Annotated in this window: 20 protein-coding genes; 12 read left to right on the forward strand and 8 right to left on the reverse strand. The window is 70.1% G+C overall.

Features of this window, described 5'->3' with window-relative positions; genetic code table 11:
• Position 1 precedes the first annotated feature (1 nt).
• Positions 2-592 (forward strand): TetR/AcrR family transcriptional regulator, encoded by a 591-nt coding sequence (locus AB0F44_RS03890; RefSeq protein ID WP_357352855.1) that lies wholly within the window; start codon positions 2-4, stop codon positions 590-592.
• Positions 589-1,494, forward strand: a complete 906-nt coding sequence (locus AB0F44_RS03895; RefSeq protein ID WP_357352857.1) for an alpha/beta hydrolase — start codon at positions 589-591, stop codon at positions 1,492-1,494. Before AB0F44_RS03890 ends, AB0F44_RS03895 begins: the two co-directional genes overlap by 4 nt.
• 7 nt (positions 1,495-1,501) lie before the next feature.
• Here the strand turns inward: AB0F44_RS03895 and AB0F44_RS03900 are convergent, their stop codons facing one another.
• Both AB0F44_RS03900 and AB0F44_RS03905 read right to left on the reverse strand, forming a co-directional pair.
• Positions 1,502-2,194, reverse strand: coding sequence for a TetR/AcrR family transcriptional regulator (locus tag AB0F44_RS03900; protein WP_357352859.1), 693 nt, complete (start codon positions 2,192-2,194; stop codon positions 1,502-1,504).
• 5 nt (positions 2,195-2,199) lie between these two features.
• Positions 2,200-3,798 carry a GMC family oxidoreductase gene (locus AB0F44_RS03905; RefSeq protein ID WP_357352861.1) on the reverse strand — a complete coding sequence of 533 codons (1,599 nt, stop codon included), beginning with the start codon at positions 3,796-3,798 and terminating at the stop codon, positions 2,200-2,202.
• Between the two features lie 98 nt (positions 3,799-3,896).
• On the opposite strand from AB0F44_RS03905, the gene AB0F44_RS03910 reads away from it, so the two are divergent.
• The 4 genes from AB0F44_RS03910 to AB0F44_RS03925 are packed head-to-tail and all read left to right on the forward strand — an operon-like array spanning position 3,897 to position 8,603.
• On the forward strand, positions 3,897-4,874 hold the full coding sequence (locus AB0F44_RS03910) for an enoyl-CoA hydratase/isomerase family protein (RefSeq protein WP_357352863.1): 978 nt from the start codon (positions 3,897-3,899) through the stop codon (positions 4,872-4,874).
• The gene (locus AB0F44_RS03915; protein WP_357352865.1) at positions 4,871-5,770 is read left to right on the forward strand and encodes an alpha/beta fold hydrolase; all 900 of its coding nucleotides are present in this window, start codon (positions 4,871-4,873) and stop codon (positions 5,768-5,770) included. The genes AB0F44_RS03910 and AB0F44_RS03915 overlap by 4 nt, the downstream gene beginning before the upstream one ends.
• Positions 5,771-5,773: 3 nt before the next feature.
• Positions 5,774-7,252, forward strand: a complete 1,479-nt coding sequence (locus AB0F44_RS03920) for an AMP-binding protein (RefSeq protein WP_357352867.1) — start codon at positions 5,774-5,776, stop codon at positions 7,250-7,252.
• Between the two features lie 58 nt (positions 7,253-7,310).
• Positions 7,311-8,603, forward strand: coding sequence for a hemolysin family protein (locus AB0F44_RS03925; RefSeq protein ID WP_357352869.1), 1,293 nt, complete (start codon positions 7,311-7,313; stop codon positions 8,601-8,603).
• Here AB0F44_RS03925 and AB0F44_RS03930 read toward each other — a convergent pair.
• Entirely contained in the window at positions 8,554-9,528 is a 975-nt protein-coding gene (locus tag AB0F44_RS03930; RefSeq protein WP_357352871.1) for a 2-hydroxyacid dehydrogenase, read from the reverse strand. The two genes, AB0F44_RS03925 and AB0F44_RS03930, sit on opposite strands and share 50 nt — an antisense overlap.
• A 26-nt stretch (positions 9,529-9,554) precedes the next feature.
• Positions 9,555-10,469, reverse strand: a complete 915-nt coding sequence (gene kdgD, locus AB0F44_RS03935) for a 5-dehydro-4-deoxyglucarate dehydratase (protein WP_357352873.1) — start codon at positions 10,467-10,469, stop codon at positions 9,555-9,557.
• A 213-nt stretch (positions 10,470-10,682) separates the two neighbouring features.
• Between kdgD and AB0F44_RS03940 the strand changes: the two genes are divergently transcribed.
• Genes AB0F44_RS03940 through AB0F44_RS03965 form a run of 6 tightly spaced genes read left to right on the forward strand, consistent with a single transcriptional unit; the run spans position 10,683 to position 16,927 of the window.
• Complete coding sequence (locus AB0F44_RS03940; protein ID WP_357352875.1) at positions 10,683-12,236, forward strand: ABC transporter substrate-binding protein; 1,554 nt, start codon at positions 10,683-10,685, stop codon at positions 12,234-12,236.
• Positions 12,237-12,267: 31 nt separating this feature from the next.
• Complete coding sequence (locus tag AB0F44_RS03945) at positions 12,268-13,197, forward strand: ABC transporter permease (protein WP_357352877.1); 930 nt, start codon at positions 12,268-12,270, stop codon at positions 13,195-13,197.
• A gap of 13 nt (positions 13,198-13,210) precedes the next feature.
• Positions 13,211-14,188 carry an ABC transporter permease gene (locus AB0F44_RS03950; RefSeq protein ID WP_357352879.1) on the forward strand — a complete coding sequence of 326 codons (978 nt, stop codon included), beginning with the start codon at positions 13,211-13,213 and terminating at the stop codon, positions 14,186-14,188.
• A 44-nt stretch (positions 14,189-14,232) separates the two neighbouring features.
• Positions 14,233-15,192: an ABC transporter ATP-binding protein gene (locus AB0F44_RS03955; RefSeq protein WP_357353216.1), complete on the forward strand. Its 960-nt coding sequence runs from the start codon at positions 14,233-14,235 to the stop codon at positions 15,190-15,192.
• Complete coding sequence (locus AB0F44_RS03960) at positions 15,189-16,202, forward strand: dipeptide ABC transporter ATP-binding protein (protein ID WP_357352881.1); 1,014 nt, start codon at positions 15,189-15,191, stop codon at positions 16,200-16,202. The genes AB0F44_RS03955 and AB0F44_RS03960 overlap by 4 nt, the downstream gene beginning before the upstream one ends.
• Positions 16,202-16,927: a sulfite exporter TauE/SafE family protein gene (locus tag AB0F44_RS03965; RefSeq protein ID WP_357352883.1), complete on the forward strand. Its 726-nt coding sequence runs from the start codon at positions 16,202-16,204 to the stop codon at positions 16,925-16,927. Before AB0F44_RS03960 ends, AB0F44_RS03965 begins: the two co-directional genes overlap by 1 nt.
• Here the strand turns inward: AB0F44_RS03965 and AB0F44_RS03970 are convergent.
• The 4 genes from AB0F44_RS03970 to AB0F44_RS03985 form a co-directional block, all read right to left on the reverse strand.
• Complete coding sequence (locus AB0F44_RS03970; RefSeq protein WP_357352885.1) at positions 16,924-17,925, reverse strand: 2-hydroxyacid dehydrogenase; 1,002 nt, start codon at positions 17,923-17,925, stop codon at positions 16,924-16,926. The two genes, AB0F44_RS03965 and AB0F44_RS03970, sit on opposite strands and share 4 nt — an antisense overlap.
• A 53-nt stretch (positions 17,926-17,978) precedes the next feature.
• Entirely contained in the window at positions 17,979-18,791 is an 813-nt protein-coding gene (locus tag AB0F44_RS03975; RefSeq protein ID WP_357352887.1) for an IclR family transcriptional regulator, read from the reverse strand.
• Between the two features lie 58 nt (positions 18,792-18,849).
• Positions 18,850-19,806 (reverse strand): alpha/beta hydrolase, encoded by a 957-nt coding sequence (locus AB0F44_RS03980; RefSeq protein ID WP_357352889.1) that lies wholly within the window; start codon positions 19,804-19,806, stop codon positions 18,850-18,852.
• A gap of 114 nt (positions 19,807-19,920) precedes the next feature.
• Entirely contained in the window at positions 19,921-21,612 is a 1,692-nt protein-coding gene (locus tag AB0F44_RS03985) for a hypothetical protein (RefSeq protein ID WP_357352891.1), read from the reverse strand.
• Between the last annotated feature and the right edge of the window lie 96 nt (positions 21,613-21,708).

Raw genomic sequence — 21,708 nt, forward strand, 5'->3', positions numbered from 1 at the left:
GATGGTGCGCTACACGGAAGAACACAAGCAGGAGACCCGGCAGCGGATCATCTCGACCGCAGGTCGACGTCTCAAGCGTGATGGCATCGACGGCTCCGGGGTCGCGACGCTGATGAAGGACGCGGGCCTGACCAACGGCGCCTTCTACCGACACTTCGAGTCCAAGGACAACCTCGTCGCGGAGGCGATCACCGACCAGCTGCACACGCTGCACGCCAACATCGTCGAGCGGGCGGAACCGGGCCGGGCCGGCCTGGAGCAGATCGTGCGCTGGTATCTGTCGGCCGAGCATCGGGACAACCCGGTCGACGGCTGCCCCAACGCCGCCCTCCTCGACGAGATCGCGCGCAGTGAGGAGGCGACCAGGCAGGCGTACACCGAAGGCGTGCTGGTCGTCATCGACGGCCTCGCGGCGCGGATGGCATCCGACGATTCGCCCTCGGCCCGCGTGAAGGCGCTCAGTCTCCTCGGCCTGATGGCCGGGACGCTCCAGCTCTCTCGCGCGCTGGCCGACCGGCAGCTCTCCGACGACCTTCTCGAGCAGGGCCTCCGCAATGCGTTGTCCCTGGTGGACGCCGAGGTCGGCCGATGACCCGCGAGCAGACCTTTCATCCGCAGCTGCGGATCGCGCGGTTCCTTCCGCGCACGATCATCACGGCTCGTACGCTGCCGACGCTCCGTCGCCTCACCAAGCTCTCCGCGCGTACCCGGCGGCCCGACGCGCAGGTCGTCGCCGTGGACGACAACGTGTCCGTGCACGTCTTCCGGCCGGCAACGGCTCGGCCCCGCACCCCGGCGCTGCTGTGGATCCATGGCGGCGGAATGGTGCTCGGCGACGCGGGGCAGGACCGCGCGTTCTGCCGCCGGGTCGCCGACGAACTGGGTGTCGTGGTCGTCTCGGTGGAATACCGGCTCGCTCCCGAGCACCCGTTCCCGACGCCGCTGGAGGACTGCTACACCGCGCTGCAATGGCTCGCGAGCCAGCCCGACATCGACCCAGCACGCATCGCCATCGGCGGGCAGAGCGCCGGCGGCGGCCTGACCGCCGCACTGGCGCTGCTGGCGCAGGAGCGTGGCGAGATCCGTCCGGTCCTGCAGTTGATGTCCTACCCGATGCTGGACGACAGGACGACGACCCGCACCGACATCGACCCGCGCCGCCTACGCATCTGGAGCCCGGCCAGCAACCGGTTCGGCTGGAGTGCCTACCTCGGCGCATCGGGCGGCGAGGTCTCCCCACTGGCCGCGCCGTCCCGCTACGAAGACCTCTCCGGGCTGCCGCCCGCATGGATCGGCGTCGGCACCAACGATCTCTTCCACGACGAGGATGTCGCCTACGCCCGGCGCCTGCAGGAGGCCGGCGTCGACTGCGCCCTGCATGTGGTCCCGGGTGGGTACCACAACTTCGACTTCACCGAAGCGAAGGCTCCCGTCTCCCGAGCTTTCGTCAAGGCCCAGATCACGGCACTGGACGAAGCGCTCAACGGAGACTGAAGGAGGGTCAGGGGCCCGGGTGCCAGGCTCGCCGGAGTGCGGTCTCGTGCGAGGCGAGGGCGGAGGCGGGATCGGCTCCGAGGCCGACGCAGAACGTGACCCCCATCGAGACCAGCACCTCTCGGACCGGGTCGGCGAACTCGACGAAGTGGTTGGCCAGGTCGAGGGTGATGTAGCCGTGGACGTAGCTCCACATGGCCCCGGCGGCCGCTCTCGGGTTGTCGATGGTGAGGTCGCCGGTGGTGCTCAGCCGCGTGGCCGCCTCGACCACGTGGGCGTAGGCGGCGTTGAACGCGGGGGAGTGGCCGGCTCGCCGTTCGCCCTTGGTCGGGGTGGGCCGGTAGGTCGCCCGGGTGGAGAGGCCGAACATGGCGTCGTACAGGTGCGGGTTCGCCTGTGCGTAGGAGAGCGTGGTCAGCGCCATCGTGAAGAGGTCGGCGATGGCGTCCTCACTGGCGCCCACCTGGGCGAACGCCTCGCCCAGCTGGTCGAAGCCGTGGTCCACCACCGCACCGAGCAGCTCCGGGACGCCGCCGAAGTAGTTGTAGACGACCATGCTCGACATGCCGGCCTTCGCGGCGACCGTCCTGGCCTTGATGGCGGAAGGTCCTTCCTCGGCGAGCATCGTGACGGCGGCGGCGATGAGTCGTTCCGGGATCCCGTTGGAGGGGCCGTCCGTCACCGTGGAATCTCTCGACATGGCCGTCATCGTCCCAAACCGGCGTCGGGGATGTGCGACATGGCGTGCTCGGCCAGCGCCGTGATCGTCAGCGCCGGGTTGACACCGGGGTTGGCGGGCAGGGCGGCGGCGTCGCAGACGACCATGTTCCGGTAGCCGAACACCTGCAGCTCGGCATCGACGACTCCGGTGGCCGGGCTCGTGCCGACCACGGCTCCACCGAGTACGTGGGCGGTCATCGGCCGGTTGCCGAAGACCTCGAAGACGCTGCTCTGCGCGACGCCTCCGGTGCGGTCCGCCAGCCAGTTGGCGACCTGGTGGCCTGCGTCGATGTACGTCGGCGCGGGCCGTTCGCGGTCACGCTCGGTGGTGAGCTGATATCCCCGCCCCAGGAGTCGTTTCCTCGCGGTGAACCGGATCGCGTTGTCTCGCGGCTGCATGACCAGCATCATCAGCGTGCGCGCGGACCAGCCCGATCGCATCGTCGAGAACCAACGGCGTGGGTGGCGGATCACAGTGCGGAGCCAGGCAGACAGGCGGCGTACACCCCGGCCCTCGCCCACCAGGACCGTGAACATCAGGCGCATGAAGTCGCCTCGCGGTCCATAGGTGAGGAACTCGATCTGGGTGTCGCCGTCGAGGACCACCCGGCTGCTCGCAGTGACGTCGCGCCAGGTGCCGACGTCCTCGGGAAGCAGGACGGAGAGCACTGCCTCGCTGTTCGTACGCGCGAGGTGGCCCAGTCGGTCGCTGACCGCGGGCAGTGACCCGCGGTGCTTGCAGTCCGCGAGGAGGGCGTTGGTGCCGACCGCGCCGGCGGCGAACACGACGCCGCGCGTGGTGATGCTCTCGCGGCGGCCGCCCCGGACCCCGGACACGCGGGTGGTGATCCGGTAGCCGTCGCTCCCGTCGGCCGCCCCGAGCGGAGTCACGTCGACCACCTCGCGCTCCGCGACGACCTGGGCGCCGTGCTTCTCGGCGAACCAGAGGTAGTTCTTGGTGAGCCGGTTGGCGGCACCGACCCGGCACCCGGTCATGCACTGCCCGCAGCGGGTGCAGCCGGTGCGGTCCGGGCCCTCGCCGCCGAAGTAGGGATCCGGCACCGTGACGCCGGGCTCGCCGAAGAAGACCCCGACCGGCGCCGCGGAGAAGCTGCCGCCGAACCGGTCGGCGACCTCGCGGGTCAGTCCGCTCGTCACCGACTCCCACGGCGTCGTGCTCGCGCCGAGCATCCGCTCCGCCGTGGCGTAGTGACGCTCGAGGACCTCCTCCCAGCGGGCCGGCCGCGGCCATTGCGGGTCGGCGAAGAAGTCCTTGTGCGGGCGGAACAGGACGCCGCCGTAGACGAGGCTCCCGCCGCCGACTCCGGTCTGGGTGGAGCTGAACACGTGGCGGAAGAGCACGTTGCGCATGATCCCGCGCAGCCCGACCGACGGTGCCCAGACGAAACGGCGGCTGTCGGATGCCGACGCGGGCAGCTCCTCGTCGGCGTACGCGCGGCCGCGCTCGAGGACCGCGACCCGGTGGCCCTTCTCGGCCAGTCGCAGGGCGGCGACGCTACCGCCGAAGCCCGACCCGACGACGACCCAGTCATGGTCCAGCGGGGGATGGGTGGTGCTGTTCACGGCGGCTCCTCGGGGTTGTGACATCAGGATAACTTCGTTATCGTCGTGAGGACAAGGGTCGCACGAAACGCCCTCACCGCACTCAACGGAGACCGGTCATGACAGAAGAAGTACGAGGCAACCTCGAGATCGAGGACCGCGGCGCGGTGCTGGTCGCCCGCGTCGACGGCGGCCCGCTGGGGCTGTTCGGCAACGACATCGCCGAGCAGCTCGACGCGCTCGTCGACCGCGCGGACGGCGATCCGGCGATCCAGGCCGTCGTGTTCACCGGCACCCACCCGGACCGCTTCGTCTCGCACGCCGAGGTGCGCTGGCTGCAGGAGGGCGGCGCCACCGTCCCCTCGGTCGGCGTCCGGGGCGCCTCCGCCCTCGCCCACACGGCACGCGGGGTGAATCGGGCCGGCGGCCTGAAGGCAGCGCTCGGCAGGACACCGCTGTGGCCGGCGGTCCAGCTGGAGCGGGTGCACCAGACGTTCCTGAAGATGAACCGCAGCGGCGTCGTCTTCGTCGCGGCCCTGAACGGGTCGGCGCTCGGCCTCGGAGCCGAGTTCAGCTGGGCAAACGACCTGCGGGTGATGGCCGACGGCGAGTACGTCATCGGTCAGCCGGAGGTCCTGCTCGGGATCATGCCCGGCGGCGGTGGCAGCCAGCGGCTTCCGCGCCTGGTGGGCAACCACAAGGCGCTGCTGGCGATCCTGTCCGGTGAGCCGTTCACACCTGCGCAAGCGCTGGAGATCGGTGCGGTCGACGACGTGGTGGCGTCCGATCGGCTGCTCGACCGAGCGATCGAGCTGGCCGAGCGCCTGGGTTCGCGACCGAAGACGTCGCGGGCGGCGATCAAGCGATCGGTCTACTTCGGCGGCTCGGTGAGCCTGGAGGTGGGGCTGCACATCGAGCGCTCCGAGTTCCTCGCCACCGCGCTCTCGGACATCGGCCAGGAGCTGATGCTCGACTACATGGCCAACACGGAGGCGAGCGGCGAGCTGCCGCTGTACCAGCCTGGAGTCTTCGAGGAAGTGCTCCAGGCGGGCAACACCCGTGGTGCCGGTGCCGCGGACAAGGGGGCCCGGCGATGAGCGGCCATACCGTCACCCGCCACGACGTCGGCTTCGAATCGGCCGGGGACACCTGCGCCGCCTGGCTCTTCCTCCCCGACGGCGTCACCAACCCTCCCGTGGTGATCCTCGGACACGGCCTGGGCGCCACCCGGGAGATGCGTCTGGACGCATTTGCCGAGCGATTCGCCCAGGCCGGGATCGCGGCGCTGGCCTTCACCTATCGCCACTTCGGCGACTCCACCGGCCAGCCCCGGCAGCTGCTGTCGATCAAGCGGCAGCTGGCCGACTGGGATGCCGCCATCGCCCACGTCAAGGCGCGACCCGACGTCGACGGCACTCGCGTCGCGGTCTGGGGAAGCTCGTTCGGTGGCGGTCACGCCATCGTCGTCGCCTCCCGCCACCCCGAGCTGCGCGCGGCGGTATCCCAGTGCCCGTTCACCGACGGCCTGGCATCGGCTCGGGCCCTCGGCCCGGTCGGCACGATGCGACTGCTGCCCACCGTCGCCCGCGACCTCGTCGCTGCGACTCTGCGGCGGGACCCGGTGCTCATCACGCTCGCTGGGGCGCCTGGGGAGAAGGCCCTGATGACCGCTCCGGACGCCCTGCCCGGCTACCTCGCCCTCGTCCCGGAGGGCGCCGGCTTCACCAACGAGGTCACCGCCCGCGTCGCCCCCACCATCACCCGGCACCGTCCGGGCAAGGTCGCCAAGGACGTACGGATGCCGATCCTCTTCTGCATCTGCGACCACGACTCCGTCACGCCGCCCGAGGAGACGCTCGCCTACGCGCGCACGGCGCCTCGCGGCGAGATCAAGCGGTACGACGCCGGCCACTTCGACATCTACCTCGGCGACGCGTTCGAGACCGTCGTCGCCGACCAGACCGAGTTCCTCACCCGTCACCTGAAGGCCTGAACCATGACGTTCTCCACCATCATCGACCGGCGCGCCACCGACGACCCGTCCGGTCCGGCCCTCGCCGACTCGTCCCAGCGGCTCACCAACGCCGAGCTCCTCGACCTCGTCCGTGCCGGCGCAGCGCATCTCGCCGAGCTCGGCGTCGGCGTCGGGGATGTCGTCGCACTCAAGCTCACCAACCGCGTCGAGTTCGTCGTGCTGCTCTTCGCCGCATGGCGACTCGGAGCGACCATCACACCGGTCAACCCGGCCCTGACCGACGCCGAGGTCGCTCGACAGCTCGACGACTCCGGCGCGAAGCTGCACGTCATCGAAGACGGCGCTCGCCCGATCGGTGACGTACCCGCCCTCTCGGTCTCCGACCTACGCCGGGAGCCGGGGCAGGACGAGCCCGCGCCGGTCGTGGACAGTGCGCTCCTGGCGCTGCTCATCTACACCTCGGGCACCACCGGCGTACCCAAGGGGGTGATGCTCGACCACGCCAATCTCGAGGCCATGACCGCCATGGGGCGCGACGCGCTCGAGGTCGGTCCCGAGGACCGCTGCCTGCTGATCTTGCCGCTCTTCCATGTCAACGGCATCGTCGTCAGCATCCTCACCCCGCTCCTCGTCGGTGCCAGCGTGGTCATCGCGGACCGCTTCAATCCGCACACGTTCTTCGACACGCTCGAGAAGGACCGCCCGACGTTCTTCTCCGCGGTCCCCACGATCTGCAGCATGCTCGCCGCGCTTCCCGATGACGTACGTCCCGACACGAGCTCGGTCAGGTTCGCGGTCTGCGGTGCTGCCCCGGCGTCGGCCGACCTGCTCGCCCGGTTCGAGGACCGCTTCGGCTTCCCGCTGATCGAGGGCTACGGACTCTCCGAGGCCACCTGCGGCTCGACCATCAACCCGGTCGGAGGCCCGCGCAAGGCGGGAACCGTCGGGCTCCCGTTCCCCGGTCAGGAGCTGCGCATCCTCGGCACCGACGGCAAGCCGGTGCCGCCGGGCGAGAACGGCGAGGTCAGCGTCCGCGGGGCCAACGTCATGCGCGGATACCTGGGCCGTCCGGACGACACCGCCGCCGTGATCAGCGATGGCTGGCTCTCCACCGGCGACCTCGGCCACGTCGACGAGGACGGCTACCTCACCATCGTCGGCCGGTCGAAGGAGATGATCATCCGAGGTGGCGAGAACATCTACCCGAAGGAGATCGAGGACGTCCTCGCCGGCGACCCGACCGTCCTCGAGGTCGCGGTCATCGGACTGCCCGACGAGAAGTGGGGCGAGGTCGTCGTCGCCTTCGTCCAGGCCCGCCCCGGCGCGACGGTCGACGTCAAGGCCCTGATGGCGAGGTGCCGGGAGCAGCTCAGCGGCTACAAGCGACCGACCGCGATCCATGTGCTGGATGCTCTGCCCAAGAACACGGTGGGCAAGCTCGACAAGCGGGCACTTCGCAACCACCGAGGGAGCGACGCGCCTGTAGATTCATCTGTGTGAAGAGGCCTCGAAGTTCCAACCGCTCACCCAGGTTCCGATCGGACGGTGAGCGGGCCTGATGGACAGCCAGACGTTCCTCAGCCTCGGGCTGGTGCTGGTGTTCGTGCTGGTCGGCGGCGTCTTCGCCGCGACCGAGCTGGCGCTGGTGTCGCTGCGAGAGAGCCAGCTCGCCGCCATCGAGCGCAAGGGCCCACGTGGCGCACGGGTGGCGGCGGTGGCCCGCGACCCCAACCGCTTCCTCGCCGCGGTGCAGATCGGCGTGACCGTCGCGGGCTTCCTCTCCGCGGCCTACGGCGGCTCGGCGATCGCTCCCGACGTCGCGCCCTACCTCGAGCGGCTCGGCCTGACCGAGGCGCTGGCCGAGACCACGGCGCTGATCGTGCTGACCCTGTTCATCGCCTATCTCTCCCTGGTGCTGGGCGAGCTGGTGCCCAAGCGACTGGCGCTGCAGAAGGCCGCCGGCATCTCGCTGGCCGTCGCGCCCGTGCTGGACAGGTTCGCCAGCGTGATGCGGCCGGTGATCTGGCTGCTCTCGGTCTCCACCGACGCCGTCGTACGGCTGCTCGGCGGTGACCCCAAGGCCTCGGCCGAGCAGGTCTCGGAGGAGGAGCTGCGCGAGATGGTCTCCACCAACCGGGACCTCGAGGAGGACGAGCGCCGGATCCTGCGTGACGTGTTCGCCACCACCGAGACGACGTTGAGGGAGGTGATGCGTCCGCGCGGCGACGTCACCTTCATGCCCGCCTCGATGCCGCTTCCCGCGGCCGCCGAGACCGTGCGTGACCTGCCCTACTCCCGCTACCCGGTGACCGGAGAGGGCTTCGACGACATCCTCGGTTTCCTGCACGTGCGCGATCTGCTCGGTGTCGTCGCGACGGACGAGCGCACGATCCGGGACATCTGCCGCCCGGTGCTCTCGCTGCCCGGGAGCAAGCGGGTGATCCCGTCGGTCGCCACGATGCGCGAGGGCGGCACCCACCTGGCGATGGTCGTGGACGAGTACGGCGGCACCGACGGCATCGTGACCCTCGAGGACCTCGTCGAGGAGATGATCGGCGACATCCGCGACGAGTACGACCACGGCGAGGCCCGCATCCGCGACCACGGTGACCTGTCCCGGATCGACGGCGCGATGACGATCGAGGACTTCGCGGACACCACCGGCATCGAGCTCGAGGACGGCGCCTACGAGACCGTCGCGGGCTATCTCATTTCGCGGTTGGGGCACATCCCGCAGGTCGGGGAGGTGCTGGCGCTCCGGGACGGCACCCTGGAGGTGACCGCCCGGAACGGCAACCGCATCACCGAGATCGCGCTGCGCCCCGAGGCGTCACCTCCGGCACCGGAGTGAGGACGGTGCCGTCGGCGAGCCAGCGGTCGAGGTTGTCGAGGGTCAGCTGCTCCATGGCGGCACGGGTCTCGACGGTGCCGCTGGCCAGGTGGGGGAGGAGCACCACGTTGTCGAGGTCCGTCAGCGCCGCGGGGACCGCGGGCTCCTCGGTGTAGACGTCGAGGCCGGCGCCGGCGATGCCGTCCTCGAGGAGCAGCTCGACCAGCGCGTCCTGGTCGACCACGGAGCCACGCGCGATGTTGATGAGATAGCCCTCGGGGCCGAGCGCCTCGAGCACCTTGCGGTCGACGAGGTGCTGCGTACCGCTGCCGCCGGAGGTGGCGAGGACCAGGATGTCGACGTCGGCGGCGAGCTGTGCGGGGGAGGCGGCGTAGGTGTAGGGGGAGCCGGGGACCTCGCTGCGGGAGTGGTAGGAGATCGGGCAGCCGAACGCCTCGAACCGGGTTGCGATGGCCTGGCCGATCCGGCCCAGACCCAGGATCCCGACCCGCTTGCCCGAGACCTTGCGGGTCAAGGGAAAGTTGCCGGCTTCCGGCCACTCGCCCCGGCGTACGAACCGGTCGGCGGCGCTGAGTCCGCGCAGGGTGTCGATGGCCAGGCCGATCGCGGTGTCGGCCACGCAGTCGGTCAGTACGTCGGGGGTGTTGGAGACCAGCACCCCACGCGCGGCCGCGGCCTCGACGTCGGTGGTGTCGTAGCCGACCCCGAAGTTGACGACGGCGCCGAGCTCGGGCAGCTGGGCCATCAGCTCGGCCGGTACGCCGGTGCGTCCGGTGGTCACCACGGCGCCGATCGAGGCCCCGTGCTCGGCGAGGAACGCGGCGCGGCTCTCGTCGTCGGGCAGCACCAGGGCGTCGTAGCGGTCGGTGAGGGTGGCGGCCAGCGACGGCTTGAGCGGTCCTACCTGGAGGATGCGGCGGGTCACGGTTTCTCCTGTCGGTCGGATGGCCGTCAGATGACGGTCTTGACGAGGGCGGTCAGCTCCGCCAGCTCGTGCTCGGTGAGGTCGGTCAGCGGGGGACGTACGGGACCGGCCGGACGGCCGGCCGCGGTGAGCCCGGCCTTGACGATCGAGACGCCGTAGCCGGCCCCACGGTCGCGGATCGCGATGTAGGGGACGACGAAGTCGCGGAGCCGGGCGAGCACGTCCTCGCGGTCGTGGTTGCGTACTGCGGTGTAGAACTCGACCGCCCACTGCGGTGCGAAGTTGAAGATCGCCGAGGAGTAGGTGCTGACGCCGAGCTCCAGATACGGCAGGGCGTACGTCTCGGCGGTCGGCAGCCCGCCGACGTAGAGCAGCCGATCGCCGAGGCGGGCGTTGAGCGTGGCGAGCAGGTCGATGTCGCAGATGCCGTCCTTGAACCCGATGAGATTCGGGAACTCCTCAGCCAGCCGGACGATCGTGTCGGCGTCGTGGCGGGCGTTGGCGCGGTGGTAGACGATCACGCCGAGCGAGGTGGCCGAGCAGACGCGGGCGACGTGCTCGTACAGGCCGCGCCCGGGCAGCTCGGTGAGGTAGGGCGGCAGCAGCAGGATGCCGTCGGCGCCGTCCGCCTCGGCGCGCTGCGCCATCGCGACGGCCTGGGAGGTGCCGTAGCCGGCCGCGCCCATCACCGGGGTGCCGTCGCCGACCTCCTCGACGGTGGCCCGCAGGACCCGGGACACCTCGTCGTGGGTCAGCGAGAAGAACTCGCCGGTGCCGCCGGCGGCGAAGAGGCCGGCGACGTCGAACCCGTCGAGATGCTGCAGGTGCGCGCGGTAGCCGTCCTCGTCGAAGGCGTAGTCGGCGGTCGCGTGCGTCACCGGGAACGACAGCAGGCCGGCGCCGAGGGCGTCACGGAGCTCGGTGGGGGAGTAGCGGCCCATGGGGTCTCCTCAAGGGGGTCGGACGACGTCGGAGATCCCGAGGCTAGGTAGCGGAAGCGATACGCGTCCAACATCGTGACAGCATCGCTCGATGCCCTATGGGCATTGCCTGACGTGCTTGACGTCACACAAAACTCGCTCGTACGGTTCATCCACGAATGACAACGACGTCCACATATGTAGATGTCGCCGATCGACTGGAGGAACAGTCGCATGAACTTTCGTCCCTCGCTGCGGTCCCGCTTCGGTCTCGCAAGCGCCTCGCTCATGGCTGCCTCGCTCACCCTCTCGGCGTGCGGCGTCGCCAACTCCGACAGTGCCGGCGCCACTGGTGACACGGTCCGGATCGTGCTCCCGCAGGAGCCGCCGACCCTCGAGCCCTGCGATGCCAACCTGACCTCTACGGGCGTCGTGGTGCGCTCCAACATCACCGAGCCGCTGGTCGAGCGCGACCCCGCCTCCGGTGAGCTCCAGCCGCTGCTCGCCACCGAGTGGGAGCAGACCGAGCCGACCAAGTGGACCTTCACGCTGCGTGAGGGCGTGAAGTTCTCCGACGGCTCCGCCTTCGACGCCGAGGCCGCCGCGCACTCCATCGACCGTGCGGTCAACGGCACCTTCGGCTGCAACGTCGAGGGGTACGTCTTCGGTGACGACGACCTCCAGGTCAAGGCCGTCGACGCCACCCACCTCGAGGTGACCACCACCGAGGCCGACCCGATCCTTCCGCTCCGCCTCTCCTTCATCGAGGTCGTGCCCGCGAAGACGAGCGACACCGCCAAGGTGCGCGAGCCGATCGGCACCGGCCCCTACAAGATCGAGGACTGGCAGAACGGCACCAAGCTGACCCTCGCCGTCAACGACGCCTACTGGGGCGACGCCCCCGCCTTCAAGAAGGCGGAGTACCAGTGGCGTGAGGAGGGCAGCGTACGCGCCGCCATGATCACCAACAACGAGGCGGACATCGCCACCGGCCTCGCGCCCGAGGACCTCTCCGGCGACGCCGCGGTGCGCTACCCGAACAACGAGACGACCGCGCTGCGGTCGACCGGGACGTACGCTCCGCTCGACGACATCCGGGTGCGCCAGGCGATCAACTACGCGATCGACCGCGAGTCCATCGTCGACAGCCTCTTCGAGGGCTACGCCGACGTCGCCTCCCAGCTGGTGCCCGAGGGCGTCGTGGGCCACAACCCCGACCTCGAGGCGTGGCCGTACGACCCGGAGAAGGCCAAGTCGCTCATCGCCGAGGCGAAGGCCGACGGCGTGCCGACCGACACCAAGATCCGGCTGATCTCCCGCAACGGCCTCTTCCCCAAGGTCGGCGAGACCGTCGAGGTCGTGCAGAAGGCGCTCGAGGACATCGGTCTCAACGTCTCCATCGAGATGATGGACACCGCCGCGTCGGTCGAGTACCAGTCCCGCCCGTTCCCGAAGAACACCGGGCCGTACATCATCCTCGTCCAGCACGGCAACCAGGCCGGTGACGCCCAGTTCTCCGTCGACCAGTACATGCTCAGCGACGGCGCCCAGTCGACGTTCGGTACGCCGGAGTTCGACGCCCAGATCGGGGCCGCCGACAAGGCCGAGGGCGATGACCGTCAGGCCGCGTTCGCCGGCATCTTCGCCGACGAGCCCGAGAAGGTCTCGCAGTTCGCCTACATCGCGCATATGACCGGGATCATCGGCGAGTCGGACAACGTCGAGTACGAGCCCAACTCGGCGACCGGCGACGAGATGCGCGTGACCGAGATGAAGCCGGCCAAGTGATCCCGGCCGCGACTCACCCAGGAGGTCATCGATGGTGACGTTCCTCCGCAAGCGAGCCCTCACCTCGCTGCTGCCGCTCGTCGTGGTGCTACTCGGGGTGTTCTTCCTGGCCCGCCTCACCGGTGACCCGGCCAGCCTGTACCTGCCGGAGAACGCCACCGAGGCCCAGAAGGAGACCTTCCGAGAAGTCAACGGCCTCGACCTGCCGGTCTGGCAGCAGCTGATCGACTACCTCCAGGGCATCCTCCGCCTCGACTTCGGCACCTCGCTGAGCACGGGTGAGTCCGCGGCCGCGATGGCGTTGCGGGCCTTCCCCGCGACGCTCCAGCTGGCGATCACCACGATGCTGATCGCGGTCCTCCTCGCGGTCGTGATCGGCTCGTGGGCGGCGTACCGTCCGAACTCGCTGGCCGACCGGTTCGCGTCGTTCCTCTCGATGACCGCCGCGAGCGTCCCCGACTTCTGGCTCGCCATCATGGGTGTCTGGGTCTTCGCGGTGATGCTCGGTGTGCTGCCGACCTCGGGTGTCGACGCCGGGCTGCTCTCGTGGGTCCTGCCGATCGCGACCCTGCTGCTGCGCCCTGTCGGCGTGCTCACCCAGGTGGTGCGGGGCGCGATGGTGGCGGCCCTCTCTGCGCCGTACGTCCGGCTGGCACGCAGCAAGGGTGCCGACAGCCGTCGGGTCGTCGCGCACCACGCCCTGCGCAACGCCGCCGCCCCGGCGCTGACCGTGGCCGGCGACCTGGCGGTGGGGCTGGTCAACGGTGCCGTGGTCGTGGAGTCGATCTTCGGCTGGCCCGGCATCGGCAAGCTGATGATCGACTCGATCACCGGCCGCGATTTCGCCATCCTGCAGGCGGCCGTGCTGCTCACCGCGGTGACGATCTTCCTGCTCAACATCGCCATCGACATCTGCTACGCCCTGCTCGACGCCCGTGTGCGCGACAAGGCGATGGTGTGAGAGAGGAGAACCGATGAGCATCTCCATCGATCCCGTCGACGCCCCGCCGGTCGACGCCCCCAGCCGCTCCGGCAAGGTGAGCTACTGGCGGATGCTGCTGCGCGACAAGGTCGCGACCGTGGCCGCCGTGATCCTCTGCTTCATCCTGCTCGTGGCGGTCTTCGGGCCGGTCCTGCTCGGCAGCGAGGCCAACGCCCAGGACCTGACCCGAGGCAACAAGGCACCGCTCGAGCTCGACGGCTGGCTCTACGTACTGGGGACGGACTCGCTCGGCCGCAGCATCCTGGCCCGGATCATCGTCGCGACCCGGACGACCCTCGGCGTCGCCATCCCGGCGGTGCTGATCTCGCTGGTCATCGGCTCGGTGGTCGGCATGTGGGCCGGCTACCACCGCGGCTGGCGCGAGACGCTCGTGATGCGGATCGCCGACGTCATCCTGAGCTTCCCGTCGCTGCTGATGGCGGTCGTCGTGCTCTACGTCTACTCGCCGAGCCCGCGCAACATCGTCATCGTGCTGGCGATCACCCGCATCCCGATCTACCTGCGCACCGCGCGGGCGGAGTCGGCCGAGCTGCAGAGCCGGGTCTTCGTCGACGCGGCTCGTACGTTCGGGGCGGGGAGCTTCAGCATCATCCGCCGTCACGTCGTCCCGATCGTGCTGCCGACGCTGCTGACGGTCGCCACGCTCGACTTCTGCTACGTCATGCTCGCCGAGTCGTCACTGAGCTTCCTCGGCATCGGCATCCAGGCGCCCGACGTCAGCTGGGGCCTGATGGTCGCCCAGGGGCAGAACTACCTGCAGACCGCATGGTGGCTCTCGTTCTTCCCCGGCCTGGCCATCGTGATCGCGACGGTGTCCGCCGCCGTGCTCGCCGCCTGGGTGCGGCTGGCCACCGATCCCGCTCAGCGGTGGCGGCTCACCGTCCCGCGCCGGCAGCGGCGCCGCGCCACCCCGACCGTCACTCAGACCGCTACGGAGGACGCCCAGTGAACAGCGCTCTGACCGAGAAGGCCGTCGCCCTCGACGTCGACGGCATGAGCGTCGACATCCGTACGCCCCATGGTGTCGTCCGAGCCGTCGACAAGGTGACCTTCCAGGCGCGCCGGGGCGAGACCCTCGCGCTGCTCGGGGAGTCGGGCTGCGGCAAGTCGATGACCGCCACCGCGGTCGTCGGTCTGCTGGAACCGGTCGCCGACGTCACCGAGGGTGCCGTCCGCATCACCGGTGACGGTGGCACCACCGACCTGCGGACCGCCTCGGCGAGGCGCCGGCGCGACATCGCCGGCAAGGAGCTGGCGATCGTCTTCCAGGACGCCCTCACCGCGCTCAACCCCGTCTACACCGTGGGTACGCAGCTGGCCGAGCCGTTCCGCATCCACCGAGGTATGTCCAAGAAGGCCGCCCGCAAGGAGGCCATCGAGCTGATGCGCCGGGTCGGCATCCCCGAGCCGGAGACCCGGATCGACTCCTACCCGCACCAGTTCTCGGGCGGCATGCGGCAGCGACTGCTGATCGCGATCGGCGTCGCACTGTCGCCGGCCGTGCTGCTCGCCGACGAGCCGACCACCGCGCTCGACGTCACGGTCCAGGCCCAGATCATGAGCCTGCTCAAGGACCTGCGCGAGGAGCGCGACATGGCGGTCGTGCTGATCACCCACGACCTCGCCCTGGTCTTCGAGCAGGCCGACCGGGTCGTGGTGATGTACGCCGGCAACGTGGTCGAGCAGGGCCTGGTCGAGGAGGTCTTCGGCTCCCCGAAGCACCCCTATACGGCGGGCCTGCTGGAGTCGGTGCCCGTGCACGCCGAGCGCGGTGCCGAGCTCAAGTCGATCGGCGGCTCGCCGCCCGAGCTGGCCGCGATCCCGGCCGGCTGCGTCTACCAGGACCGCTGCCCGATCGCGCGCGACCGCTGCCGCGACGAGCGGCCCGCGGCCCGTGAGGTCGCCCCCGGCCACCTGTCCGCCTGCCACTTCCCCGACGAGGTGAACCGATGAGTGAAGCACCGCTTCTCGAGGTCCGCGACCTCACCAAGATCTTCCCGGTACGCCACGCCGGCAAGCGCAAGGAGCTGCGAGCGCTCGACGGCGTCAGCCTCGACCTGCACCGGGGCGAGACGCTCGGCCTGGTGGGGGAGTCCGGCTGCGGCAAGTCCACGCTGGCCCGCACGCTGCTCATGCTGGAGACCCCCGACGGCGGCTCCGTACGCTTCGACGGGGTCGACCCGACGACGACCAAGGGAGCCGACCTGCTGGCGTTCCGGCGCCGGGTGCAGATGGTGTTCCAGGACCCGTTCGCCTCGCTCAACGCCAGGATGTCGGCCGGCGACATCGTGAGCGAGCCATGGCGTACGCACACCGGCCTCCACAAGACCTCGCGTGAACGCGCTGCCCGGGTGCGGGAGCTGCTGGACCTCGTCGGGCTGCGGCCGGGCGACGCCGGGAAGTATCCGCAGGAGTTCTCCGGTGGCCAGCGGCAGCGTCTCGGGATCGCCCGCGCGCTGGCGCTCAACCCCGACGTGATCGTCTGCGACGAGCCGGTCTCCGCGCTCGACCTGTCGGTGCAGGCACAGGTGCTGAACCTGCTCAACGACCTGCAGCAAGAGCTCGGGGTGGCGTACCTGTTCATCTCGCACGACCTGTCGGTGGTGCGGCACGTCGCCGACCGCGTCGTGGTGATGTATCTCGGCCGGATCGTCGAGCAGGGCGAGACCGAGTCGACCTTCGAGCGGCCTCAGCATCCCTACACCGGGGCGCTCCTGTCGGCGGCGCCCTCGCTCGACCACGAGCGCCGGCGCGAGCAGATCATCCTGTCCGGCGAGATCCCCTCGCCGCTCAACCCGCCGTCCGGCTGCCGGTTCCGGACCCGATGCTGGAAGGCGACCGACGAGTGCGCCACCGCGCTTCCGCCGCTCGCCATCGACCCGGTCGACGGCGGTCACACGGCGGAGTGCTTCCATCCACTGGGGGCGGAGGAGCAGGAGCTGGCCGCGGCGCAGGCGGGCTGATGGGGCTCTCGATCGGGTCCTTCGCGCTCGTCGCGGTCGCCGTCGTCCTGGCATCGGCGCTCCAGGCCTCGATCGGCTTCGGCATGGGCATGCTCGCCGCCCCCGTCGTAGCGCTGGTCGATCCGGGGCTGCTGCCCGGCACGCTGGTGATGCTCGCCTTCGTGGTCACGGTCATGGTGGTGGTCACCGAACGGCAGCACATCGACCTCGGCGGCACCGGGTGGGCGCTGTTCGGCCGGGTGCCCGGGACGATCGCGGGAGCGCTGCTCGTGGCGGCGCTGCCCGAGCGGGGTCTCGCCCTGCTGCTGGCCGCCGTCGTGCTGGTCGGTGTCGCGCTCAACTCGCTGGGCTGGCAGCCGCGGCCGGTGCGCCGCAACCTCGTCACCGCGGGTGCGGCCTCGGGGCTGCTCGGCACCGCCACCTCGATCGGCGGCCCGCCGATGGCGTTGGTCTGGCAGCAGAAGCACGGTGCGGTGCTGCGCAGCTCGATGAGCTCGTTCTTCCTGGTCGGCTCGGTGCTGTCGTTCCTCGCCCTGGCCACCACCGGGTCCGTCGACCAGCGCACCCTGCTGGTCACCGCGGCGCTCGTGCCGGCTCCGTTCGTCGGATGGGGGCTGTCGCTGCTGCTCAACCGGGTGATGTCGCCGGTACGTCTGCGGCGTACGGCGATCGCGGTGTCGATCTTCGGCGCGGTGGTGCTGGTGGTCGACCAGCTCCTCGGCTAGCTCCTCGTCACCGGGTTGCGCAGCGGCCGGCCGTCGGCGAGCGCGTCGACGTTGTCGGTGATGTCCTGCGCACGGCCGGCGAACACCTCGGCGGTGTGCCCCGACTGGTGCGGGGTCAGCACGACGTTGGGCAGCTTCGTGAAGTCGAGGTGCGAGGGCGGGGGAGCGTCGGGGTCGCGCGGGTTGCGCCACCACACGTCGATACCGGCCCCAGCGATCGTGCCGGCGGTGAGCGCGTCATGGAGCGCCTGCTCGTCGGCCACGGCGCCGCGGGCGACGTTGATCAGCACGGCGCTGGGCCGCATCGCGGCGAGGGCGGCGGCGTCGATGAGCCCACGGGTCGCATCGCTCAGCGGCACGGTCACGACGACCACGTCGGAGGCGGCCAGCAGCTCGTGCAGGGCCGAGTCGGGCCCGACCCAATCCAGCTCGACGCCTTCGGGCAGCGGGGCGTCGGGGTTGCGGCGTACGGCCCGGACCTTCATCCCCATCGCGGCGCCGAGCCGGGCGACGCTGGAGCCGATCTCGCCGAAGCCGACGATGCCCAGGGTGCGGCCGGTCAGTACGCCGCCGAAGGGGTAGTCGCCGGACACGATCGCGTTGCTCCACACGCCGCGGCGCATGTCGGCCTCGGACCGCAGGACGCCGCGCAGCAGCATCATCGACACCATCATCACGTGCTCGGCGATGGAGCGGCCGTGGTGGTAGGTGTTGGCCAGACGTACGTCACTTGGCAGCGCCTCGAGCGGGATCCTGTCCACGCCGGCACCGGTCACGTGCACCAGCCGGAGCCGGGGCATCGCGGCCAGCAGCTCCGGCGTCGTCGAGGAGCAGACCAGCACCTCGGCCGTCGCGGCGGCCTCGGCGAGCCGGGGGTCGTCTCCCCAGGCGAACGTCCACTCGTGCGGCGAGGCGTCCTCGCGGGTCAGGACATCGGTGAAGCGGGCCATGATCGGCTCGGTCACCAGCACGTTCAGCGGCGTGGCGGGAGAGGACACGTCCGCGATTGTGTCATGCGTCTACATCTGTGGACAAGCGTTCCATATGAAGGTCAGGTCCAGGTGAGGGAGTTGCGGATCGGGCCGACCACGCGGACGATCCGGTCCGCGGCCTGGCGCAGGGCGGCGATGACCTCCGCCTCCCGCTCGGGGGTGAGCCGGGCGATCGGGATGGAAGCGCTGATCGCGTCGGAGACCGGCTCGTCATAGTCCAGGGCGACGGCGATGCAGCGCAGTCCGAGGGTGTTCTCCTCGTTGTCGATAGCGTAGCCGCGTCGGCGGGTCGCATCGAGCTCGGCGGCCAGTGCGCCACGGTCGGTGAACGTGTGCGGTGTGAGCGGTGCGAGCTCGGCCGGCAGGTGGTCGGCGACCTCGTCCTCGGGCTGCGCGGCCAGGACCGCCTTGCCCAGCGAGGTGGAGTAGGCGGGCAGCCTGCGGCCGACCCGGCTGTAGGGGCGGAGGTACTGCGACGACTCGCGGGTGGCGAGGTAGACCACATCGGTGCCGTCCAGACGCCCGAAGTGGAAGGTCTCGTCGAGCTGCTCGCGGAGCTCGACGAGGAACGGGGTCACCTGGGGCAGGTAGGGGTCGGTGTCGAGGTAGCTGGTGCCGGCCAGCAGGGCACGGATGCCGATGCCGTAGAGCGTGCCGGTCGGGTCGCTGCGTACCCAGCCGTGCTTGGCGAGCGTACGGAGCAGGGCGTGCAGGCTGCTGCGAGGGACCCCGAGCGCCTCGCTCAGCTCGCGCAGCCGCACCGGGCGGTTCTGGCGCGCGGCGAGGAACTCGAGGATCTCCACTGTGCGGGCGGCGGACTTCACCTCGCGCACCCCTCCGGTGGTGGCGTTGGGCGCGGCAACGTCGTTCATGTCCGCAGAGTAGTGCGCACGTCAGATGCCCGTCCACGTATGAAGACGGGTCGGCGGGCTATGGCTGGTTCTGCTCGTCGCGCACAGGTGCTGCCGGGGCGGCGGGTCCCGGCCCGGCGCCGTTGCGCAGCCGCGTCTGCCAGCCCTGCTGGTCCCACGTCGCCGGCGCGGTGCTCCGGATGAACTGCTCGACGGCCATCACGAAGCGGCCGGGGTCGGAGCGGAACGGGAAGTGGCCGGCACCCTCGAACACCTCGAGCGTGGCCTGCGGCATCGCCGCCTGCGCCTGCGCGGCGTGGCGGTAGGGGATGACGCCGTCGCGGTCGCCCCAGATCATCAGCAGCGGGATGTTCTCGGCCAGGTAGCAGCGATCGAGCATCGTGACGACCTGGCCGCGCCAGTCGACGACGGAGCGTAGGGTCCGGGCGAACGCCTGGCGGGAGTGGGTGTCGGGCAGTGCGTCGACGATCCGGGCCAGGTCCAGGACGTCGACGCCGAGATCGTGATCGATGCGGCGCAGCAGGCCCAGGGAGACGGACATCCCGGTCCGCGAGATCGGCAGCCGCAACAGCTTGAGCAGCTCTGGTGCCATCGGCAGGGTCGCGAGTCGCAGCCAGGTCGAGACGCCGCGCCCGGAGCCGCCGTTGGAGACCAGCACGATCCGCTCGACCAGCTGTGGGTACTGGTAGGCGAGCTGCATCGCGATGCCGCCGCCGAGCGAGTGGCCGACGAGGGTGACTCGCTCCACGTCCAGCACGGACAGGAGGTCGCGCATGCCGTTGGCGAACCCGCCGATCGAGTAGTCGGCGCGTGGCTTGTCGGAGTCGCCGTGACCGAGCAGATCGGGAGCGATGACCAGATGGTTGTCGGCGAACATGGGCAGGACGTCGTCCCAGGTCCGCGAGCTGTCGCCGATCCCGTGGATGAACATGATCGCGGAGCCGTCACCGCCGGTGCGGAACGCGCGCTTGTAACCGTGGATCACCCGCGACTGCTGCTCGATCACCCGCGTCATGATTGCACGCTAGTCGCCATGGGTTTCAAGCGTGTTGCCGCTGTGCCGGCGAGGGTGCCCGAAGGGGCCGCCCGGTGAACCGGGCGGCCCTTCGGTTGGGGTGGAGGTGGGGGATCAGGGGTCGATCACGATGGTGCAGGTGACCGTCCGTGGTGACGGGTCGATCGCGATGCCCTCATGGGTGATCGTGTCGTCCCAACCGGTGGCGGTGCCGGTGTCCGGCGCGACGCCGGTGTTCTCGCAGGTCATCGACGTCAGGCTGGTCTCGCCAGAGCCGCCGTCACGGAAGTTGACCTGGATGTCGGCGAGTGGCGCGTTGGTGAACGTCGCGACCGCCGCACCTGTCGGCTGGTTGTCGGTGCAGTTCGTTCCGCTGACCACGGTGACGCTCTGTGCGTCGCCGGGGGCGTCGGCGTACCCGGGAGGCGGCGACGTCTCCGTCACGTCGTAGTCGCCGAGCGAGAGCCCGGAGACGCAGACCTCACCGACATCGGCATCCTGATCGCCGGCGCCGTTGTCGGTCACGCTGGTGCCGTCGTACGAGAAGACCGCTCCGGCGTTGGTGACTGCGCCACCCTTGGTGCTGTTCTTCACGATCTTCAACGCCCCGAGCTGGAGCTGGTTGGTGTAGGTGCAGTCGAGTACGTCGTCGGCGTCGTTGATCGCGAACGTCACGGTGGCCCCGTTGATGCTGGGACTCACCCCGGTGCTGGCATCACAGTTGACGCTGACGAAGGCCCAGTCGGATGGGATCACGTCCTCGACGACGGTGTAGCCGGTGCCGAAGAGCACGGTCTTGCCGTAGTTCTTCACGCCGTCATCCTGGAGCGTGAACGTGTTCACGGAGGCGGGGTCGGTGCCGAACGCCTTGGTGTAGCCGAAGTTGGTGGCGTTGGGGTCCTCGTCCGGGAGCGTCTGCTTGCGGATGATCACCTGGCCGCAGTTCTGCAGGTTGATCCCGACAGGGGCCACGAAGTCCTTCAGCTGAGAGGTGAAGGAGTCCGAGGACCGGCTCTTCAGCATCGCGCTGCCGAACGACGCGCACTTGTTGGGCTGGAACAGCAGCCGCAGGTCGAGCTGCGCCTCACCGAAGGTCCGAGCCTGCTTCGAGCCGGTGCTGATCAGGCCGTCGGATTCTGCAGCGGGGATGGCCGAGGAGTTGATGGTGCCTGCCGCGCACGGAGCGCCGCCGCAGGTGGCGGAGGGGACGTCCAGGTCGGTAGAGGGACCCCACGCGGTGCCGGTCCAGCGGCGCGCGGAGATGTCCGCACGGGAGCCGCCCTGGTCGATGGCGTACTCGATGAGCAGGTCGCCGGCGGTGCGGACGACATTGGGTCCGGAGGCGCACTTGGTGCTCGACTGGTTGAACTCGAAGTCCATCAGCGTGGTGCCGCTCGGCTCGCTCACCCGGCTCCAGGCGAGGTTCAGGAACCCGGGGTGGCTTCCGGTGCCGGCTTCGCGGTAGACGTGGAAGCTCAGCAGGTCGCTCTTGTTCGGCGGGATCGAGTCGGTCACCTCACCGGGACAGGAGGTGTCCTCCTTGACGCCGCCGGCGTAGGAGTTGTCGCCGGTGCCGTTGACCTTGTCGGTGGCCCGGATCTCGGTGACGCTGGCCCAGTCGAGCGACGGGGCCGGGTCGTCGACCTTGAGGTTGGCGTCGACGTCGATCTCGAAGTTGCTGCCCGCGAGGCTGGCTTCGGGGTGGGACGCCGAGGCGCCGGAGGCGACGAGTGCGGTGGCGACGAGAGCGGTGGCGCACAGCGCCGCCAATCTCTTGAAGAACCTCGGCTTGCGTGCGCGAGGCATGAGTGGGCTCGGTATCGAGCGCATGGCGTGTCCCCTTTCAGGAGACTTCGCGGTCGCTGTCTACAGGAGAGGGCGGGCTCGCTCCCCAGAGGCGGG

The sequence above is a fragment of the Nocardioides sp. NPDC023903 genome (assembly GCF_040639295.1).
Classification (GTDB): domain Bacteria; phylum Actinomycetota; class Actinomycetes; order Propionibacteriales; family Nocardioidaceae; genus Nocardioides.

Coding starts and splice junctions, on each gene's coding strand:
- AB0F44_RS03890 (WP_357352855.1), top strand. CDS start 2: ATGGTGCGCTACACGGAAGAACACAAGCAGGAGACCCGGCAGCGGATC.
- AB0F44_RS03895 (WP_357352857.1), top strand. CDS start 589: ATGACCCGCGAGCAGACCTTTCATCCGCAGCTGCGGATCGCGCGGTTC.
- AB0F44_RS03900 (WP_357352859.1), bottom strand. CDS start 2,194: ATGTCGAGAGATTCCACGGTGACGGACGGCCCCTCCAACGGGATCCCG.
- AB0F44_RS03910 (WP_357352863.1), top strand. CDS start 3,897: ATGACAGAAGAAGTACGAGGCAACCTCGAGATCGAGGACCGCGGCGCG.
- AB0F44_RS03915 (WP_357352865.1), top strand. CDS start 4,871: ATGAGCGGCCATACCGTCACCCGCCACGACGTCGGCTTCGAATCGGCC.
- AB0F44_RS03920 (WP_357352867.1), top strand. CDS start 5,774: ATGACGTTCTCCACCATCATCGACCGGCGCGCCACCGACGACCCGTCC.
- AB0F44_RS03925 (WP_357352869.1), top strand. CDS start 7,311: ATGGACAGCCAGACGTTCCTCAGCCTCGGGCTGGTGCTGGTGTTCGTG.
- kdgD (WP_357352873.1), bottom strand. CDS start 10,469: ATGGGCCGCTACTCCCCCACCGAGCTCCGTGACGCCCTCGGCGCCGGC.
- AB0F44_RS03940 (WP_357352875.1), top strand. CDS start 10,683: ATGAACTTTCGTCCCTCGCTGCGGTCCCGCTTCGGTCTCGCAAGCGCC.
- AB0F44_RS03945 (WP_357352877.1), top strand. CDS start 12,268: ATGGTGACGTTCCTCCGCAAGCGAGCCCTCACCTCGCTGCTGCCGCTC.
- AB0F44_RS03950 (WP_357352879.1), top strand. CDS start 13,211: ATGAGCATCTCCATCGATCCCGTCGACGCCCCGCCGGTCGACGCCCCC.
- AB0F44_RS03955 (WP_357353216.1), top strand. CDS start 14,233: ATGAGCGTCGACATCCGTACGCCCCATGGTGTCGTCCGAGCCGTCGAC.
- AB0F44_RS03960 (WP_357352881.1), top strand. CDS start 15,189: ATGAGTGAAGCACCGCTTCTCGAGGTCCGCGACCTCACCAAGATCTTC.
- AB0F44_RS03965 (WP_357352883.1), top strand. CDS start 16,202: ATGGGGCTCTCGATCGGGTCCTTCGCGCTCGTCGCGGTCGCCGTCGTC.
- AB0F44_RS03975 (WP_357352887.1), bottom strand. CDS start 18,791: ATGAACGACGTTGCCGCGCCCAACGCCACCACCGGAGGGGTGCGCGAG.
- AB0F44_RS03980 (WP_357352889.1), bottom strand. CDS start 19,806: ATGACGCGGGTGATCGAGCAGCAGTCGCGGGTGATCCACGGTTACAAG.
- AB0F44_RS03985 (WP_357352891.1), bottom strand. CDS start 21,612: ATGCCTCGCGCACGCAAGCCGAGGTTCTTCAAGAGATTGGCGGCGCTG.